Here is an 18,007-nt window from a genome sequence, read left to right as displayed (position 1 = left end):
CATGCGCCACGACAACGGCCCGGGCACGGGGCCGGGGGCGCAGCGGGCGAAGAGGGCAGAAGCGATGGCACGAGGGTTTCTCGCGGGGGCGATCATCGGCACGGTGGTGTCGGGCGTGGCATTGGGCACGGTCTCGGTGCTGACGGGCCCGCCGCAGCGGGGGCGCGCCGCGCTGCCGCCCGAGGCAGAGGCGCCGGTATCGGAGACCGCCGCACCTGAGACCGTCGAGACGCCAGAGCCCTTAGCGCCCGAGCAGCCAGAGCTAGGTGTCGAGGTCGCATCTGACGACGTGTCCGCAGAGCCTGCAGAGCGCGATGTCGACGAAGTGGTGCCCGAGGCAGCAACCGATCCCGAAATGGCGCCGGGCGATCCGGATTCCGAGTTCGCCGAACCGGCCGCCCCCGAGGTCGCCGAGGTGCCGGAGCCTGTCGTCGAATCCGAGACCGTGCCGATGGCCGAGGAGACGCCAGCCCGCGCCGCGGACGAAGCCGACTCCAGTGATATCGCTGACAGCCCTGCGGCACCCGCGAGTGACCCGGCTCCCGAGCCCACGCTGCAGGACAATGCCCCACAGACCAGCCCCGAGGATGGTGTCGAGACCGTCACCCCCGCCGCCGGCCTGGCCCCTGACGAGCCTGCAGGCGCCGAAACGGTCGCGCGCCCCGGCCAGCCCGGCGAGGTGACCGCCGCCGCGCCCGAGCCTGCCTCCGAGATCAGCGTCGCCACCGACATCCCGCCCGAGGCCGAGACGGCTCTGGACGCGCCCGCGCCTCCTGCCACGCCCGACACCGACACCCCGTCGATGGAGATGGCGAGCGCCGACAGTCCGGCCCGCCGAGACAGCGCCTTGCCCGACGCGCCGCAGGACGAGGCCGCCCCAGAGGTCTCCACCCAGACGCCGACACCGCCGCTGCCGGCGCCGCTGGTGCCGGGAGAGGATGCGCTGCCCCGCGTGAGCACGCTGCCGGGCAGCCCAACGTCCGAGACTGCCGGGGCCGGCAGGCCCGCCATCGGCACCCCGGCCGGCTCGCTTGCCGATCGCGGGGCTGGCGAAAGCGCAAGCCGTCTGCCCTCGATCGGAGACGCGGCCCCGGCAGAGCCGACCCCCGCGCCCGAAGCCGCGCCGTCCGAGTTGTCGCCGCTCGAGCGCTACGCCGTGCCCGCCGAGGCCGAGGACGACGCCCCGCGCATGGCGATCGTGCTGATCGACGACGGGACGGGCCCGCTCGGCCCCGACACGGTCGGCGAGTTTCCCTTCGCGGTAAGCTTTGCGATTCCCGCCTCGCATCCCGACGCGGCCGCCACGGCGCAGGGCTATCGCGATGCGGGGTTCGAGGTGCTTGCCATCGCGGGCGTGCCCGAAGGGGCTCAGGCCACCGACGTGGAGGTCACGCTCGAGGGCAGCCTCGGGGCCGTGCCCGAGGCGGTGGCGGTGATGGAGGCGCCCGGCGACGGCCTTCAGGCGACCCGCGCGATCTCCGAGCAGGCGGCGCAATATCTCGGTGCCTCCGGTCACGGGCTGCTGATGCAGCCCAAGGGGCTGAACACCGGCGAGGCGCTGGCCCGCCGCGAAGCGGTGCCCACGGTCACGGTGTTCCGGGATTTCGATGGCGAGGGGCAGGATCCGCGGGTCATGCGCCGCTTCCTCGATCAGGCGGCCTTCAAGGCGCGCCAGGAGGGCGCGGTGGTGATGCTTGGCCGCCTGCGCGCGGACACGGTCTCGGCCCTGCTGCTCTGGGGCCTGCAGGACCGCGCCAGCAGCGTCGCCCTTGTGCCGATCTCCCTCGTTCTCCGCGAGAGCCCGACAGACAACTGAGCTGACCGAGCGCGACAACGCCCCTGTCTTCTCTACGTCCGGAAATACTCCGGGGGAGTCCCGGCCCCGCCGGGACGGGGGCAGAGCCCCCTCACTTTGCGCTGGTCATCCTGTGCATGACGGGGGCAGAGCCTCCTCACTCAAGGCTCTTCATGCTGTGCAGAGCCAGAGCGGCACGCGTCACCCAGCCGCGGCCCACCGCGCCATCGCGGTTTCGAGATCGCCATAGCCCGTCAGGCGTCGTTCGAACTGCAGCCCGAGCCGCTCTGCGTGCGACCTGGCCAGATCCGTGAGGGTCGGATCGTCGGTCTGTGCCTGATAGACCAGTGTCTCGTAGTGACCGAAATACATGTCGCGCAGCTCCGGGTGCCGGTCGAGGCCGAGCGGGGTCCAGACGAAGGCATCGAATTGGCGCACGAGGAAATCGGTGAGGTAGAAGCTGGTGATCTCGTCGAGCCCCTCGAATCGGGTCAGTCCTTCGTAGAAGGCATAGCAGTGCGGCCCCGCGATCATCTCGACGCCAAGCTCGGCGCAAGCGGTCTGCAAGGTGCCGCCGGTGCCGCAATCCGCATAGGCCACGAAGATGCGGTCGTGGCTGGTGCGGTGGCGCGCCACGGCCTCGCGGACGGCATCGGTGATCTTCTCGGGATGATTGTGCAGGATCGCGGGCAGGCAGGTGAGATCGATGTGATCCCAACCGTGGCGCGCGCGAAGGGCGAGGATCTCGCGCGCCAAAGCGCCGCAGGCGATGATCAGGACCTTGCCGTGTCCGGACGGCGCGAGCCCGGCCGTGGTCAGCGTGGCATCGTTCGGCGCGGCGCTGGCGGGGGTGTCGCTGTCAGGCGTGCCCGTCATCGGGCGCGACCGGGGTCATGGCCCACCGCACGGCCAACGCCACGGCGAGAAGCAGCGGGATCATCGTGCCCGCGCCCCAGGACAGAAACGCCCAGATCGTGAGCCCCGCAGATGCCAGAACCGCGACAAGAAGCGTGACCAGATGTGTCACAGGCATGATCGTCTCCCTTACCTCTTGTCAAAGATAGGCTGTCAGGGGCGCGATTCAAAGGGAAAACCTCCGCAAGGCGCCCGCCTGCCATGGGATCGTCCGTGGGGCGGGCGGTAGAGGGACGGCTGTGCCGCTGCCTCGGCGACGCGCGCCGGGGCAGCAGGACGGGGGGGGATCAGCCGGCGGCGCGCTGGTTGTGGCGACGGGCGATCAGGTCCTTGGCGGTTTCAACCGCCACGGCGGCGTCTCGGCAATAGGCGTCGGCGCCGATGGCCTTGCCGAACTCTTCGTTCAGCGGCGCGCCGCCCACCAGCACGAGATAGTCGTCGCGAATGCCCTCGGCGACCATCGTGTCGATCACCACCTTCATGTAGGGCATGGTGGTGGTCAGCAGCGCCGACATGCCGATGATGTCGGGTTTCTCCGCCGCCGCCGCCTCGAGATAATTCTCGACCGGGTTGTTGATGCCGAGGTCGACCACCTCGAATCCTGCGCCTTCCATCATCATCGCGACGAGGTTCTTGCCGATGTCGTGGATGTCGCCCTTGACGGTGCCGATCACCATCTTGCCGATGGTCGGCGCGCCGGTCTCGGCCAGCAGCGGCTTGAGGATCGCCATGCCCCCCTTCATCGCATTGGCGGCCAGCAGCACCTCGGGCACGAAGAGGATGCCGTCGCGGAAGTCCTCGCCGACGATCTTCATGCCGCCGACAAGCGCCTCGGTCAGGATGCGGTAGGGCGCCCAGCCACGGTCGAGCAGAATGTGAACCGCGTCTTCGATCTCGTCCTTCATGCCGTCGTACAGATCGTCGAACATCTGTTCGACCAGCTCTTCGTCATTGAGATCGGCGAGGATGATGTCGTCGTCTTCGTCGGCCATGGGCAGGATCCGTGCTTGGGGCGTGGCGGGCCACGCGGGCGATTTGGGTGCTCCGAGCCTGCGGTGCATGGCCGCAGCGCGCTTTGACATTTGCGACACGCGCGGTTGCGGCTGCGACTTCAGACGCCATGGCCTTGCGAATGTTCGCTTAATGTTCCATGATTTGCGGATGAGCGAGAGCCCGCGCCAGATCGACAAGGAGCGCCGTCCGGGACGCGGTGCGGCCAGCCGCGAGACCGGCCGGTTCGAGCGGCTGCGCTACGAGGATGCCCATGACGGTTGGGAGATCGATGAGGATCTGCCCAAGCTGCGCACCGAGGTGAGCGACGAGCGGCCGCGCAGCCTGATCAACTACGTCTCCTCGCCGGACATTCCCTTCGACCGCACCATCAACCCGTATCGTGGCTGCGAGCATGGCTGCATCTATTGTTTCGCGCGGCCGACCCATGCCTATCTCGGCCTGTCGCCGGGGCTGGATTTCGAGACGCGGCTCGTCGCGCGCCCGGATGCGCCGGAGGTGCTGGCCCGCGAGTTGCGGTCGAAGCGTTACCGCGTGGCGACGCTCGCCATCGGCACCAACACCGATCCCTACCAGCCGCTCGAGCGTGACCGGGGGATCATGCGCGCCTGTCTCGAGGTGCTGCGCGATCATCGCCACCCGGTGGCGATCGTCACCAAGGGCACGCTGATCGAGCGCGACATCGACATCCTGTCGGAGATGGCGGCGATGGGGCTGGCACGGGTGGGCGTGTCGGTCACCACGCTGGACGCCGATCTGTCGCGCCGGATGGAGCCGAGAGTACCGGCACCAAAGCGGCGACTGGCGACGATCCGGCGTCTTGCGGAGGCCGGGATCGAGACCCGGATCATGGTCTCGCCGGTGGTGCCGGCGCTGACCGATCCGGAGCTCGAGGCGATCCTCGCCGCCGGCGCCGAGGCAGGCGCTGCGGCGGCGAGCTGGATCATGCTGCGCCTGCCGCTCGAGGTGGCGCCGCTCTGGAAAGCCTGGCTCGAGGAGCATTACCCCGGCCGGGCCGGCCGGGTGATGGCGCGGCTGCGCGAGATGCATGGCGGCGCGGAGTATTCCGCGCAGTGGCACCGGCGGATGCGGGGCGAAGGGCAGTATGCGCAGCTGATCGCGCAACGCTTCGACAAGGCGGCGCGACGGCTGGGGCTGGACCGCACGCTCGGGCCGCTGCGGAGCGACCTGTTCCGCGTGCCGGCGCAGGCCGGGGACCAGTTGAGCCTGTTCTGAGTGTGGGACAGTCGTTCGCCTTGGCCGGAGGTGTTGGCCCGAGGCGCGGTGCCTTTGCCGGAGGCCGGCAAGGCGGCACGGGCCGGCCTGCCTCCGGCGGGAGTATTTTTGACGAAGAGAAGACGGGGGCTTCGGTCCCGGGTGTCAGCTGCGGCGGCGGCCGCGGCGTTCGCGTTTCGGCGCGGGGGTGTCGCCGGTGCCGTCGCTGTCGGAGCTGAAGCCACCCAGCGCCGCGGCGATCTGCTCGAGCGTCGGGCGCGGGCCGGTGGGAAGGGTCTCGAGGGCCTCGCGCATGGCGCGCAGGTGCTCGGGCATGGTGCCGCAGCAGCCGCCGATGATGCGGGCGCCGGCGTTGCGCGCCAGCACCGCGTACTCGGCCATCAGTTCGGGCGTGCCGTTGTAGTGGATGTGGCCATCCTCGTAGCGCGGGATGCCGGCATTGCCCTTGGCGATGATCGGACGCTCGGTGCCGGTGGCGGCAAAGCCCAGCACGGTGCGCATCAAGTCCGAGGCGCCGACGCCGCAATTGGCGCCGAAGGCCAGCGGCGGGTTGGGCAGCGCGTCGACCTGCCGCACGAAGTCATCCGAGGTCACGCCCATCATGGTGCGCCCGGCGGTGTCGAAGCTCATGGTGCCGCACCACGGCATGCCCACATTCGCGAAGGCCTCGGCGGCGGCGGCGAATTCCTCGGGGGCCGAGATGGTCTCGACCCAGAGTACGTCGGCGCCGCCCTCCTTGAGCCCGGCGGCGGTTTCCTCGAACATCTCGACCGCGGTCTCGTGGCTCAGCGTGCCGACCGTGCCCATGATCTCGCCGGTGGGGCCGACGGAGCCCGCGACGACCACCTTGCGGCCTGCGGCGTCCGCCACGTCGCGGCCCAGCGCGGCGGCGAGGCGCGACAGCTCGAAGGCGCGGGAGGCCGCATCGTGCAGCTTGAGCCGCGAGGCGTTGGCCCCGAAGGAGTTGGTGAGGAAGATGTCAGAGCCCGCCTCGACCGCGTTGCGGTACAGCGTGCGGATGCGCTCGGGGTGGTCGATGTTCCAGAACTCCGGCGCATCGCCCGAGGCCAGCCCCATGTTGAACAGGTTGGTGCCGGTGGCGCCGTCGGCCATGAGCCAGTCGCGGGTGGAGAGCAGCTCGGTCAGTGCGTCGGTCATGTCATGCCTTGGGGTCTGGTCGTGAAGCGGGGTCTGATCTTGAAGCGGGACCCGGGCCGTTGCGAGGGATCGCGGCCCGGGCCTCGGGAGTGTAACGCGGCGAGTGTTGCGGAAAGCCTTGACCGGCGCAATGGCCGTTCAGGCCCGCCTGCGGCGTCCTCCGCCACGTCGCCCGCCACGGGCAGCGGCGGGTTCGCCGGTCTCGGCTTCCTTGTTGAAGGCGATCCAGGCGCCGCCATGCGGGTCCTGGTTCATCAGCAGGTTGGCGGCGCGGATCGCGGCCATCTCGGAGCCGGGCTTCGAGCGGGTCGAGCCCATGCCGAAGAGGGTCACGAAGGTCTCGTCATCCATGTCCTCGGGCAGGATGATGCCGGCCGCGGCGACCTCGGCCTTCTTGGCTGCGATCTTGGTCTGGGTGACGGGCAGGGCGACCGGGTTCATGATCGCCGAGGTCATGCCCGCGCCCATCGCCATTGGCAGGAAGGCGTTGTTGATGCCGTGCCGGTTGGGCAGGCCGAAGGAGATGTTGGACGCACCGCAGGTGGTGTTGACGCCGAGCTCGTCGCGCAGGCGGCGCACAAGGGCAAAGACCTGCTGGCCGGCGGTGGCCATGGCACCGATCGGCATCACCAGCGGGTCGACGACGATGTCATGCGCCGGGATGCCGAAATCGGCGGCGCGTTCGACGATCTTCTTCGCGACCGCAAAGCGCACGTCGGGATCCTCGGAGATGCCGGTGTCGTCGTTCGAGATCGCCACCACCGGCACGTTGTATTTCTTCACCAGCGGCAGCACCAGCTCGAGCCGGTCTTCCTCGCCGGTGACCGAGTTCAGCAACGGCCGGCCCTCGGCGGCCTCGAGCCCGGCCTCGAGCGCCCCCGGCACCGAGCTGTCGATGCAGAGCGGCAGGTCCACCAGCCCCTGCACCAGCTCGACGATCTGGCGCATCAGCGGCGGTTCGGTCTCGTTGGGGTTGGGGTTGGAGTTGTAGACCACGCCCGCGTTGATATCGAGAATGGCGGCACCGGCGGCGGCCTGCGCCAGCGCGTCCTTTTCCACTGTCGAGAAATCCCCTGCCTCGAGTTCAGCGGCGAGCTTCTTGCGCCCCGTGGGGTTGATGCGCTCGCCGATCACGCAGAACGGTTCATCGAAACCGAGCGTGGCGGTGCGGGTCTTCGACTCGACAACGGTTCTCGTCATGGAATGTGTTCTCCTCTCAAACGGTCCAGAAGCGTGGGCAGGGTGGCGTCGGTGTAATCGGCAATGGTGGCCTGGGCCCCGGCCTCGCAGAGGCGGTCATGGCTGAGCCCCGAGCGCACGCCGATGGCATAGGCCCCGGAGCGCGCGGCGGCGCGCATGCCGCTCTGGCTGTCCTCGAAGGCGAGGCAGTGATGCGGCTCGGCACCGAGTTGGCGCATTGCGGCGAGGTAGGGCTCGGGGTCGGGCTTGGCGCGGGCGCATTCGTCGCCGATGATCAGCAGCTCGAAGCGGTCGCTGAGGCCGATGGCCCTGAGCATGTGCTCGCCGTTCTCGCGCGGGGCATTGGTCACCACAGCCAGGCGCCATCCTTCGCGGTCGGCCTGGTCGAGCAGCGCCACTGCGCCGGGCATCGGGTCGGCGCCGTCGCCGAGACGCTCGCGGAAGCGGCGTTCCTTCTCGTCCGAGAGCGCCTGCGCGTCGCAGCCCGGGAAGAGCTTGGGGAACATCTCGAGATTGTGGTGCCCGTGGATGCGGTTTTCATAGATCTCCGGGGTGAGCTCCTTGCCGTGCTCGGCAAAGATTTCCGCGAAGACCGCGTAGTGAAGCGGGTCGGAGACGAGCAGCGTGCCGTCCAGATCGAAGAGGAGAGCTTTGGTCATGCCCGTCCCGATACAGCGTCTCAGATCGCGCGTCGAGCGGGGCGCGTGGCCTCGCCGCCGTGGGTCGCGGCCCACTCGGCGCAGGTCTTGATGCCGCCGAGCGGAAAGAGATGCGCCTGTTCGATGGGAAAGCCGGGATCGGCGGCCTTGCGCGCGGCCAGCTCGGCGGTGAGCTCGGTGGGCTCGTAGGGCAGCAGAAGCTTGCTGACGTCGAGCGCGCGCTTTTGCAGGACCCGCAGCGACGGGCCGACGCCGCAGGCGATGGCGAACTTGATCATGGTCTGCAGCTTGGCCGGGCCGGCAAGGCCGATATGGATCGGCAGGTCGACACCGTTTGCGCGCAGCCGGCTGGCCCAGTCGAGGATCGGCTCCGCCTCGAAGGCGAACTGCGTGACCATCGCCATCCGCGCGTCGCTGCGCTCGGAGAAGTCCTGCTTCCAGCGCGCGGCGGCCATGACCTCGGCCTCGCCACCATCGGCGTCGATGTCGCGGTTGCCCTCGGGGTGGCCCGCCACGTGCAGGCGGGTGAAGCCGGCCTTGTCGAAGAGCCCGGTCTCGAGCAGCTGCATCGAGCTGTGGAAATCGCCCTTCGGCTCGGAGACACCGCCGGCGAGGATCAGGCCTTGCGTGACGCCGGCCTCGCCCTGGTAGCGGGCGATCCAATCAGCCAGCGTGGCCTTGTCGGCGATGATGCGGGCCGGGAAATGCGGCATGACGTCGAAGCCTTCGCCGGCGATGCGGCGGGCGGTGGCGACCATGTCCTCGATCGGGGTGCCGTCGATATGGGCGATGTAGACGCGGGTGCCCTCGGGCAGAAGGGCGCGGAAATCCTCGACCTTGGCGGCGGTGCGCGGCATCACCTCGATGGAGTAGCCCCTTAGAAATCCGCCGAGCCCCGTGGTCGGGGGAGTGGCCTTGGGCTTGCGGAAATTCAGTAGGGACATCCAGCGGCTCCTTAGGGTCATCAGGGGGGCGTCAGGGGGTTGCCGGGCCGGGGGCCCAGCCGTCATTGGCGATCAGGGCCCGAAGACGGGCATCGTCGTAATCATGCTCGAGGCGGGCGGCGGTGGCCTCGGCCAGCGCCTGCGGCTCGCCATCACCCTCGCCACCGGAGGCGCGCCGCCACTCGGCGAGATAGGCATCGGTGTCGGACGCGCCCACCTTCATCGCGGCCCGGTCGACCGCCTGCTCGAAGCGCTCCGGCAGCGGCGCCTTGGCGCCACGGCGACCGCGGCCCACAAGCACCTGCGCCGGGATGTCGCGCCAGTAGACGATGGTGATCTCGGGCATGTCGGGCGATTCCCTTCCTCCTGTTCCTTTTTGTTTAGCGGCGCCGCCTGCTGCGCCGGGGTCGGTTTTCGACACTCACCGTCCCGTGTGCGACGTCGGGTCGGTCGCCCGTTCGGTCAGGGTTGCAACCAGAAGGCGGGTGGATCTTCAAAAACTATCCTTTTGACATATTTTTGCTGCGCTTTTACGGCAGGTTTGCTGTGATGTCGGCGCGCGGGCGCGGCTGCTTGCGGCTACGAAGGGTAGGGAAAGCGATGGTCATCGCGGTGAAAGCGCACAGGATTGCCTACATGGCGCTGCCCAAGGCGGGCTGCTCCACCGTGAAGGCCGCGCTGGCGCAGGTCGATCCCGATACGACCGTGCCCGAGGGCGAAGCCGCGGACGTGATGACCTGGCATCGGCTCTACCCGACCATGCGCTTCCGCCCGCACCGCTGGAAGGCGTATGACGACTGGTGGCGCTTTTGCGTGGTGCGCGATCCGCTCAAACGGCTGCTCTCGGTCTACACCAACCGGGTGGTCGGGATGCGCGAGCTGCACAATTGCCGCAAGATCCTGCGCGGCAGGGTCGACCTGCCGATGGATCCCGATCCGGACTTCTTCTTTCAGAACCTGCGCGCCTATGTCGAGGCAGCCTCGGTGATCAAGCACCACGCGCTGCCCGCGTGGCTGTTCCTCGGGCCGGATCTCGGGCGCTACGACCGGATCTACCGCACCTCCGAACTCGCGCTGTTCGGAGAGGAACTGGCCGAGCGCACCGGCTGCCGCGTGACCATCGCGCGCGAGAACCGCAGCGAGACTCGGCTCGGGCCTGACGATCTCTCGCCCGAGACGCGCTCGGTGCTGCGCGACCATCTCGAAGAGGAATACGGCTATCTGGCCGAGTTCTATGAAAATCCCTTTGGTCCGCGCCTGCATCGCGCTTGCACGGGAACCGCGCGCCGCGTATCGTGAGGCCAACTTAAAATTCGGAAAGGCGCACAGTCATGGCGCCAAGGCGTCCCAAAGGTGCGGGCGCTTTCCCGAGACCGGTAGAGAGCCCCGCGCCGCAACCGCCTGATCCTAGTGCGCTTTATGCCGCTCTGGATCTGGGCACGAACAGTTGCCGCATGCTGATTGCCCAACCCAAGGGCAGCCAGTTCCATGTGGTCGACAGCTTCTCCAAATCCGTCCAGCTCGGGCAGGGGCTCGAGCGGACGGGGCGGCTTTCGCGTGCCTCGATGAATCGCACCATCGGGGCGATCCGCGTCTGCCAGCAGAAGATCAAGCGCCACAAGGTCGAACGTATGCGGCTGGTCGCCACCGAGGCCTGCCGCCGGGCGCAGAATGCGCGTGAGTTCATCCGGCAGGTTCGGCGCGAGACGGGTCTGCAGCTCGAGATCATCCAGCCAGAGGAAGAGGCGCGTCTCGCGGTGATCTCCTGCGCGCCGCTGGTCTCGACCCGCACAGAGCAGCTTCTGGTCGTGGATATCGGCGGCGGCTCGACCGAGCTGGTGTGGATCGACCTTTCCTCGGTGCCGCGGCGCGACCGGCCGGCGGCGATCATGCGGCTGCATGCCGGCTTCCACCCGCCCGAGAGCCCGTTTCCCGCGGCCAAGGTGGTCGACTGGATCTCGGTGCCGCTGGGGGTGGCGACGCTGCGCGACCAGTTCAACGACGTCGAGGATGACGCCGCGCGCTATGCTTTGATGAGCTGGTATTTCGAGGAGAACCTCTCGGAGTTCGCGCCCTACAAGGATGCCCAGTCACGCGAAGGTTTCCAGATCGTCGGCACCTCCGGCACGGTGACCACGGTGGCTGCCTCGCATCTGGGGCTGCGGCGGTACGACCGCACGAAGGTCGACGGGCTGCGCATGACCTCGGATCAGATCGAGGCGGTGATCGGGCGATATCTCGAGATGGGCCCGGCCGGCCGCCGTCGCGATCCGCGCATCGGGCAGGACCGGCAGGCGCTGATCATGTCGGGTGCTGCGATCCTGCAGGCGCTGCTGCGGCTGTGGCCCACCGACCGCCTGTCGGTCGCCGACCGTGGTCTGCGCGAAGGGCTGCTCTACGCACAGATGTCTGCCGATGGGGTGCTGGAGGACGGGCCGCTCTGAGGCCGCTGAGCTTCTAGGCGGCAGGCGTCTGCCTGTGGAGCGGCGCTTCTGGCCTCGACGACTTTCAGGGTCCGATCCCCGCGCTGATCTGCCCGGAACAGGCCGAAGGCGTCGGGCGAGCGCCTGCCCGTCCCGGCGGGCGGCGCTTTGTCATCTTTGCGCTCTGGATCGAGGTCGTCCGGACTTGGCGGGGATACATCGACGATTTCGGAGGCGGCAAGCGCCACCCCACGGGCAGGCGCCGACCCGGCTCGTGCCGCAGATTTTGGCGCGTCGGCTGGATCTTGCCGCGCCTGAAAAAAAGCCCGGCGCTGTTGAGAGCACCGGGCCTTCTCAAATCCGCCAGTGGCGCGATCTTAGAACGGGATCTCGTCGTCGAGATCGCGCGAGGGAGCACGGCCACCGCCGCCACCGCCGCCGCCCGAGCCGCTGCCGTAATCGTCGCGGCCACCGCCATAGCCGCCACCGCCGCCGCCACCACCGTAGCCGCCGCCGGAGCCGCCGAAGTCACCGCCGCCGCCGCCACCTTGGCGGCTGTCGAGCAGGGTCAGCTCGCCGCGATAGGGGCGCAGCACGACCTCGGTCGAGTAGCGGTCCTGGCCGGACTGGTCCTGCCATTTGCGGGTCTCGAGCTGGCCTTCGAGATAGACCTTTGAGCCCTTGCGCAGATACTGCTCGGCGATCCGCGCGAGCGGTTCCGAGAAGATCGCGACCGAGTGCCACTCGGTGCGCTCGCGGCGCTCGCCGGTGTTGCGGTCCTTCCAGTTCTCCGAGGTGGCGATCCGCAGGTTGCACACCTTGCCGCCGTTCTGGAAGGTGCGGGTCTCGGGATCGGCCCCGAGATTGCCCACCAGGATCACCTTGTTCACTGAGCCGGCCATGTCATCCTCACGCGTTGTTCCGATTCTTCTCCCCCGGAGGGGTTTCAAGGAGCCTTACACAGCCATGCCGCACCATGCCACCGGATCGTTGTGGAAAACCCCGGCGCGCGCCCGCCCGCCGGGAACAGTGCCTGATACACCGGCCATGGTTAATGAACCGTTCGGGATCGGTTAACGAAAGATTGGCGGGAACCTGCGCGCCGGCGGTCGCAGGGGTAGCGAAATCCTGCGTGATCCGTATAGTCAGCGCGGGATTTGAGGGGCGCAACGTCGCCCCTGTGGACATTGGGACAGAACAGGGTGGTTCATGCGAGTACTGCCACGTAAGGCGTTGCCGGCGCTGCTTTGCGCCGCCATTTCCGCCACGGCCGTCCAGGCCGAGACCATTTCGACCAAGAACCGGAACATGCTGTTTCGCAAGCAGACCTCGGTGCTCGACAACCGTGCGGCGGAGCAATACCGCAGCTCGGTGCGGCTCAAGCCGGCCTCGGTGATCACCCCGACAAAATGGGGTCCGATGGGCGGCGACGAGGACAGCACGCCGGTCTATCGCGGGCGCTACAATGGTCAGTATGCCGACATGGCGCGCACCGCCGCGCGCCGTCACGGCGTGCCCGAAGACCTGTTCCTGCGGCTGGTGAAGCAAGAGTCGAACTTCAATCCGAAGGCGCTGTCGCACAAGGGGGCCATCGGCCTCGCGCAACTCATGCCCTTCACCGCCAAGCGGCTCGGGGTGAACCCGCACGACCCGGCGCAGAACCTCGAGGGCGGGGCGCGCTACCTCAAGCAGCAATTCGTCACCTTCGGCTCATGGCGGCTGGCGCTGGCGGCCTATAATGCCGGCCCCGGTGCGGTCGAGAAACATGGCGGGGTGCCGCCCTACCGCGAAACCCGGAATTACGTGAAGATCATCTGGGGCAGCTGAGCGGACCGGGACAACTTGTCCTAGGGAAATGCTCGGGAATTGACCTCTCCGGCGCTTGGGTCTAGGCACGGGACCATTGTCTCGTGCTCAGTGGATGCGCCCGATGAAGACCGCCCCGATCCTCAGCCTGACCGTTGCCGCCGCACTCGCGGCGGGCCTTGCTGCCAGCGCCCTGCGCGCCACGCCGCCGGACGTCCCGGACAGTCTCGAGGCGCTTGGCGAGGCGCTGTTCTTCGATCCCAACCTGTCGCGGAACCGCACCCAGAGCTGCGCCACCTGTCACGATCCGGCCTATGCCTTTGCCGATCCGCGCGGCGCGGCGTCGCCCGGTGACGATGGCAACTCGCTCGGCGATCGCAACGCACCGACCGCGACCTATGCCGCCTTCGTGCCGCCCTTCGGAAAGAACGAGGAGGGTGAGTGGTGGGGTGGGCTCTTCCATGACGGCCGCGCCGGCACGCTCGAGGCGCAGGCTGGCGGCCCGCCGCTGAACCCGGTCGAGATGGGCATGGCCGACGAGGCCGCCGTGGTGGCGCGTCTGCGCGAGGATCCGATCTATGCTCAGGCCTTCCCGAAGCTCTTCGGGGCCGGGGTTCTCGACGCGCCGGAGGCCGGGTACGAGGCCATGACCCGCGCCATTGCCGCCTTTGAGCGTGGGCCGGAATTCGCGCCATTCGACTCGAAATACGACCGCTTCCTGCGCGGCGAGGCCGAGCTGACCCGGCAGGAGGAGCTGGGGCGGCTGCTGTTCTTCTCGGAGCAATTCACCAACTGCAACCAGTGCCACCAGCTTCGGCGCAGCGCCGTTGACCCGCAGGAGACCTTCTCGGACTACCGTTTCCACAATATCGGCGTGCCCGAGAACCGCGATCTGCGGGCGATGAACGGCATCACCACCGCCGATCTCGGGCTGCATGGCAATCCGGGGGTCGAGGCGGCCGCCGACAGCGAGGGCCGCTATCGCACACCGACGCTGCGCAATGTCGCGGTGACGGCGCCCTACATGCACAACGGCGTTTTCGAGGATCTGCGCACGGTCATCCTGTTCTACAACACTTACAACACGCGCTCCGAGGCGCGGAAGATCAACCCCGAGACCGGCGCACCGTTCGGGCCGCCGGAAGTGGCCGAGAACATCGCTATGGACGAGCTGACCGATGGGCCGGCGCTCGAGGACCAGCGCATCGACGCGCTGGTGGCCTTTCTCGAGACGCTGACGGATCAGCGCTACGAGCACCTTCTGGGGGAATAAGGAAGAGGCGCGCTCAGCCCTGCGAGAGGCCGAGCTTGTAGAGGTGGATCTCGAAAGAGGGATGCATCTCGGCCCCGGTGACGCCCGGACGATAGTGGCGGTAGAGCGAGCGCCAATAGGGCTGCACGATCACCGCATCGTCCTGCAAAAGCCGCTCGATCCGGGCCATGACGTCGCGCCGCGCCACGTTGTCGGCGATGGCCAGCGCCTCCGCCACCAGAGCGTCGAACTCGGGGTTGGCATAGCCGGTTTCGTTCCACGATTCACCCGAGCGATAGGCCAGGGCCAGCACCTGGATGCCCAAAGGGCGGTGGTTCCACTCGGTGATCGACAGCGGATAGCTCTTCCACTCGCTCCAGAAGCGCGAGCCGGGCAGGACCGTTCGGGTGACCTTGATCCCCGCATCCTTGAGCAGGGCCTCGGCCGCGTCTCCGGTGCGCATGGTCAGGCCGTCATCGAGCGTGACGAGATCGTGCTCGAAATCCAGCATTCCGGCCTCTTCGAGCAGGGCCACGGCGGCCTCGGGGTCATAGGGCGTGTGGCCCACATCGGCGTAGTCGGGATGGACCGGCGCGACATGGTGGTTCTCGGCCACCACGCCGAGGTCGGAATGGCCGTATTCAAGGCAGAAAGCGTTGTCGATGGCGAGTTGCAGCGCCCGTCGCACGCGCTGGTCTGCATAGGGCGCCTTGCCCTCGACGAGCGCCGTCTGGTTGCCGCGCAGCACCACGGTGGAGCCGGTCACCACCTGCGAGCGCTCCCAGCCGAGCGCATCGCCGAGAGCGATGAAATCGCCGATATTCTCGTAGAGCATGTCGACCTCGCCGGCCTCTGCGGCGGCGAGCCAGGCGGCCGGGTCGGTGCCGTAATCGAGGAACTCGATGCGTTCGAGCGTGGCACCGCCGAAGCCTTCGGCGCGATCGCCCCACCAGTCGTGATCGCGGTTGCGGACCAGCACCGCCCGCTCGCCCGGGACCAGGCTTGCGGGCAGGTAGGGCCCTGTGCCCACAGGGGCCGAGAGCATCTCTTCGGGGTCGTGGCTGGCGTGAACCACGGCGGCGGGGTAGTCGGCGAGCCCGACGATCAGCGCCACGTCGGGCATCGGCAGCGCGAGGCGGACGGTGAGCGGGTCGAGCTCGGTCACGGCGCCCTCGTGAAGCTTGCCGGTCTCGCGATCCACCAGCGTGGTGAGACGGCCCGCCATCGAATTGCCCTCGACCTCGCGGTCGCACCAGTAATGGAAAAGGCGTACCACGTCCGAGGCGGTGAAGGGCTCGCCGGTGGTCCATGTCACGCCGGGGCGGACGTGCAGCACGTATTCGGTGGCGTCGTCGTTGACGTCCCAGCCCTCGAGCAGCATGCCGCGGACCGAGCCGTCGCGATTGTACTCGACAAGGTACTCCAGCCAGCCGCGGGTGATGTTGGCGATCTCGGACCAGTCGGCGGTGCGGGGGTCCTTGAGCGGCCGCACCTCCATCTGGATGCGCAGGCTGGGTAACGCCTCTCCGGCGCCTTGCGGTGCTTCCTGGGCTTGGGCCTGGGCGTGGGCGGGCTTGCCCAGACCGCCCAGCGCATAGGCGGCACCGACGCCGAGACCGAGCCCCGTGACGCGGGTCAGGAACTCGCGCCGGCCGATCAGGCCCTGCGCCAGCTCTCGCGCGTAAAGCTGTGCCGCGGGATGCGTCGCCCGGGGCTCACCGGTCTTGGTCATGTCGGTCCTTTCCTGCCGCGCGGCAGAGTCCTTCGCCGCAGATCAAACCCCATATCCGCCCGCAGGGGCAAGGATTTTCCCGCATCAGACGGCTAGTGACGCAGCCCGGGGCGGGCGCCGTGCCGGCCACGGCGGATCTCGGTCGGAGAGTGGCCGGTATGGCTGCGGATGAAGCGGGTGAAATAGGGCGCGCTGTGGAAGCCGAGGCTCTCGGCGATGCGGTTCACCGGCGGATCCGGCTGGGCCAGCAGCCGCTGCGCCTCGTGCAGCTTGCGCTCGGCCAGCATCGTCGCGGCCGTTCGGTCGCAGGCAGCGCGCGCGGTGCGCGTCAGGTGCGTGGGCGTCACGCCGAGGTCGGTGGCATAGTCCGACACGCCCCGGTCGCTGCGGAAGCCGGCGCTGAGCGCGCAGGCATAGAGCCGCATCAGCCGCCGCGCCGCGTTGGGCTTGTCCTCATCCTGCGGCGCGGCCTCGCCCTGACGGCGCAGCCAGACGGAGACGAGGCTGGCATGGGCGCCAAGGGCCTGGGCCAAGTGCCCGCGCTGCTGGCTCTGTTCGCGCATCATCGCATCAAGCAAGCCGGTGAGCTCCGCCTGCGCGGCGCCTTCGCGGATGCGCAGATGCCGCGGCGCCCCGGGCCAGAGATCTCCACCGACGGGGCAATGCAGCACCAGCCCGAGGCTCTGCAGCCCCGGCTCGAGCGCGAAGAGCGTGCCCGCCGGGATGAACAGCGCATTGTGCGGCCCGAGCCCGCGCCGCAGGCCCTCGACGGTGGCGCGGCCCTGTCCGCGGGTGAGCCAGATCAGCGTGTGCTCGGGGCGGTCATGCAGCAGGCGGTACTGCCAGCCGGGTTGCTGCCCCAAAGACGCGACCCGGACGAGCGCGGTCCCTGCGGCAGCGGCGCTCATGCGCCGGCCCCGGCGGGGGCGATCTGCGGCCAGTCGCGCATCCGCGCGCGGAACCAGCTGCGCTGGCGCTTGGCGAACTGGCGCGTGAGGACGGTGGCCCGGTGCGCGGCCTCTTCGAGAGAGATCTCACCGCGCAGATGCGCCATCAGTTCGGCGGCACCGATCGCCTTGGCCGAGGGCAGGTCGGGTGACCAAGTGGCGAGGTTGGCGCGGGCCTCAATGAGCGCGCCTTCGCGGATCATCTTGTCGAACCGCGACTCGATGCGCGGGGTGAGCCAGTCCTTGGGCGCGTCGAAGAGGATCGGCTGGCAGCGTTCGAGCGGCAGCATCGGGGCAGGGGTCTCGTCCTGCCAGTCGGCAAGTCCGCGACCTGTGGCGCGCAGGACCTCCCAGGCGCGCTGCACCCGCATGGGGTTCATGGTGTCGATGCGGGCGCGGGTCTCCGGGTCGAGCTCGGCTACCATCGCCGCAAGCGCGCCAGCTGCCAGCCGCGCCATGGCCTCGGCGCGAATCTCCGGCGGTGTCGCCGGGATCTCGGCCAGCCCCTCGGTCAGGGCGGTGAAGTAGAGACCGGTGCCGCCGACGATGATCGGCCGTTCGGCGCCCCCGAGAATCGGCGCCAGATCCCTCAGCCATTCGCCCACCGAATAGGCTTGGCTGCCCGCGACGTGACCATAGAGCCGGTGCGGGGCCTGCGCCTCTTCTTCAAGAGACGGCCTTGCGGTCAGCACCCGCCAGTCGGAAAACACCTGGATCGCATCGGCGTTGACGATGACCCCACCCTGCCGGGCAGCGAACTCCAGCGCCAGCGCGGACTTGCCGCTGGCGGTCGGTCCGGCGATCAGGACCGGGCGCTCCGGGTCCGGCGCAAGACGCGCAAGTCTGTCTGCCAGGCCGGCCTCGCTCACCATGTGTTCCCCTATCCTGCGCCATTGCAGCGGCGCCGGTTTTCCGCCACATATGGCGCC

At 68.7% G+C, this 18,007-nt stretch carries 18 protein-coding genes; 6 read left to right on the top strand and 12 right to left on the bottom strand.

The features are described from left to right. Window positions 1–64: 64 nt before the first annotated feature. Window positions 65–1,816 (top strand): divergent polysaccharide deacetylase family protein, encoded by a 1,752-nt coding sequence (locus tag JF542_RS03600; RefSeq protein WP_207074771.1) that lies wholly within the window; start codon window positions 65–67, stop codon window positions 1,814–1,816. A 180-nt stretch (window positions 1,817–1,996) separates the two neighbouring features. Here JF542_RS03600 and JF542_RS03595 read toward each other — a convergent pair whose 3' ends face one another. The 3 genes from JF542_RS03595 to JF542_RS03585 all read right to left on the bottom strand — a co-directional run bounded on the left by JF542_RS03595 (window position 1,997) and on the right by JF542_RS03585 (window position 3,702). Further along, entirely contained in the window at window positions 1,997–2,671 is a 675-nt protein-coding gene (locus tag JF542_RS03595; RefSeq protein ID WP_207074770.1) for a DUF1638 domain-containing protein, read from the bottom strand. Continuing rightward, window positions 2,655–2,828 carry a hypothetical protein gene (locus JF542_RS03590; RefSeq protein WP_007800573.1) on the bottom strand — a complete coding sequence of 58 codons (174 nt, stop codon included), beginning with the start codon at window positions 2,826–2,828 and terminating at the stop codon, window positions 2,655–2,657. Before JF542_RS03590 ends, JF542_RS03595 begins: the two co-directional genes overlap by 17 nt. A 169-nt stretch (window positions 2,829–2,997) precedes the next feature. Continuing rightward, complete coding sequence (locus tag JF542_RS03585) at window positions 2,998–3,702, bottom strand: corrinoid protein (RefSeq protein WP_007800571.1); 705 nt, start codon at window positions 3,700–3,702, stop codon at window positions 2,998–3,000. Between the two features lie 169 nt (window positions 3,703–3,871). On the opposite strand from JF542_RS03585, the gene JF542_RS03580 reads away from it, so the two are divergent. Then, entirely contained in the window at window positions 3,872–4,957 is a 1,086-nt protein-coding gene (locus tag JF542_RS03580) for a PA0069 family radical SAM protein (RefSeq protein ID WP_207074769.1), read from the top strand. Between the two features lie 144 nt (window positions 4,958–5,101). Here JF542_RS03580 and bmt read toward each other — a convergent pair whose 3' ends face one another. The 5 genes from bmt to JF542_RS03555 form a co-directional block, all read right to left on the bottom strand. Then, entirely contained in the window at window positions 5,102–6,115 is a 1,014-nt protein-coding gene (gene bmt, locus JF542_RS03575; protein WP_207074768.1) for a betaine--homocysteine S-methyltransferase, read from the bottom strand. Between the two features lie 138 nt (window positions 6,116–6,253). Continuing rightward, a complete protein-coding gene (locus tag JF542_RS03570; protein WP_007800566.1) occupies window positions 6,254–7,315 on the bottom strand; it encodes a methyltetrahydrofolate cobalamin methyltransferase in 1,062 nt (353 codons plus the stop codon). Beyond that, window positions 7,312–7,974, bottom strand: coding sequence for an HAD family hydrolase (locus JF542_RS03565; RefSeq protein ID WP_207074767.1), 663 nt, complete (start codon window positions 7,972–7,974; stop codon window positions 7,312–7,314). The genes JF542_RS03570 and JF542_RS03565 overlap by 4 nt, the downstream gene beginning before the upstream one ends. A 20-nt stretch (window positions 7,975–7,994) precedes the next feature. Beyond that, window positions 7,995–8,918, bottom strand: a complete 924-nt coding sequence (locus JF542_RS03560; protein ID WP_207074766.1) for a methylenetetrahydrofolate reductase — start codon at window positions 8,916–8,918, stop codon at window positions 7,995–7,997. A 31-nt stretch (window positions 8,919–8,949) separates the two neighbouring features. Continuing rightward, a complete protein-coding gene (locus tag JF542_RS03555; RefSeq protein WP_207074765.1) occupies window positions 8,950–9,264 on the bottom strand; it encodes a virulence factor in 315 nt (104 codons plus the stop codon). A 203-nt stretch (window positions 9,265–9,467) separates the two neighbouring features. Between JF542_RS03555 and JF542_RS03550 the strand changes: the two genes are divergently transcribed. Together JF542_RS03550 and JF542_RS03545 are read left to right on the top strand one after the other, a co-directional pair. Then, window positions 9,468–10,217 (top strand): sulfotransferase family 2 domain-containing protein, encoded by a 750-nt coding sequence (locus JF542_RS03550; RefSeq protein ID WP_340689136.1) that lies wholly within the window; start codon window positions 9,468–9,470, stop codon window positions 10,215–10,217. 32 nt (window positions 10,218–10,249) lie between these two features. After that, complete coding sequence (locus tag JF542_RS03545) at window positions 10,250–11,362, top strand: Ppx/GppA phosphatase family protein (protein WP_040544861.1); 1,113 nt, start codon at window positions 10,250–10,252, stop codon at window positions 11,360–11,362. A 356-nt stretch (window positions 11,363–11,718) separates the two neighbouring features. Here the strand turns inward: JF542_RS03545 and ssb are convergent, their stop codons facing one another. After that, window positions 11,719–12,243 carry a single-stranded DNA-binding protein gene (gene ssb / locus JF542_RS03540; protein ID WP_207074763.1) on the bottom strand — a complete coding sequence of 175 codons (525 nt, stop codon included), beginning with the start codon at window positions 12,241–12,243 and terminating at the stop codon, window positions 11,719–11,721. A gap of 307 nt (window positions 12,244–12,550) precedes the next feature. Here ssb and JF542_RS03535 point away from each other — a divergent pair, with 307 nt between their 5' ends. Then, complete coding sequence (locus tag JF542_RS03535) at window positions 12,551–13,168, top strand: lytic transglycosylase domain-containing protein (protein WP_040544859.1); 618 nt, start codon at window positions 12,551–12,553, stop codon at window positions 13,166–13,168. A gap of 103 nt (window positions 13,169–13,271) precedes the next feature. After that, the gene (locus JF542_RS03530) at window positions 13,272–14,420 is read left to right on the top strand and encodes a cytochrome-c peroxidase (protein ID WP_207074762.1); all 1,149 of its coding nucleotides are present in this window, start codon (window positions 13,272–13,274) and stop codon (window positions 14,418–14,420) included. 13 nt (window positions 14,421–14,433) lie between these two features. Here the strand turns inward: JF542_RS03530 and JF542_RS03525 are convergent, their stop codons facing one another. The 3 genes from JF542_RS03525 to miaA form a co-directional block, all read right to left on the bottom strand. Next, window positions 14,434–16,131 (bottom strand): ABC transporter substrate-binding protein, encoded by a 1,698-nt coding sequence (locus JF542_RS03525; RefSeq protein ID WP_207074761.1) that lies wholly within the window; start codon window positions 16,129–16,131, stop codon window positions 14,434–14,436. 92 nt (window positions 16,132–16,223) lie between these two features. After that, window positions 16,224–17,039, bottom strand: coding sequence for a helix-turn-helix transcriptional regulator (locus tag JF542_RS03520; RefSeq protein ID WP_242533567.1), 816 nt, complete (start codon window positions 17,037–17,039; stop codon window positions 16,224–16,226). After that, window positions 17,036–17,950, bottom strand: a complete 915-nt coding sequence (gene miaA / locus JF542_RS03515; protein ID WP_207074760.1) for a tRNA (adenosine(37)-N6)-dimethylallyltransferase MiaA — start codon at window positions 17,948–17,950, stop codon at window positions 17,036–17,038. Before miaA ends, JF542_RS03520 begins: the two co-directional genes overlap by 4 nt. Between the last annotated feature and the right edge of the window lie 57 nt (window positions 17,951–18,007).

It is taken from the genome of Salipiger bermudensis, assembly GCF_017309175.1.
In the GTDB taxonomy this organism is placed as follows: Bacteria; Pseudomonadota; Alphaproteobacteria; order Rhodobacterales; family Rhodobacteraceae; genus Salipiger; species Salipiger bermudensis.
Note: the sequence above shows the minus strand (reverse complement) of the source record. Positions and strands in the feature narration are given on the sequence as shown.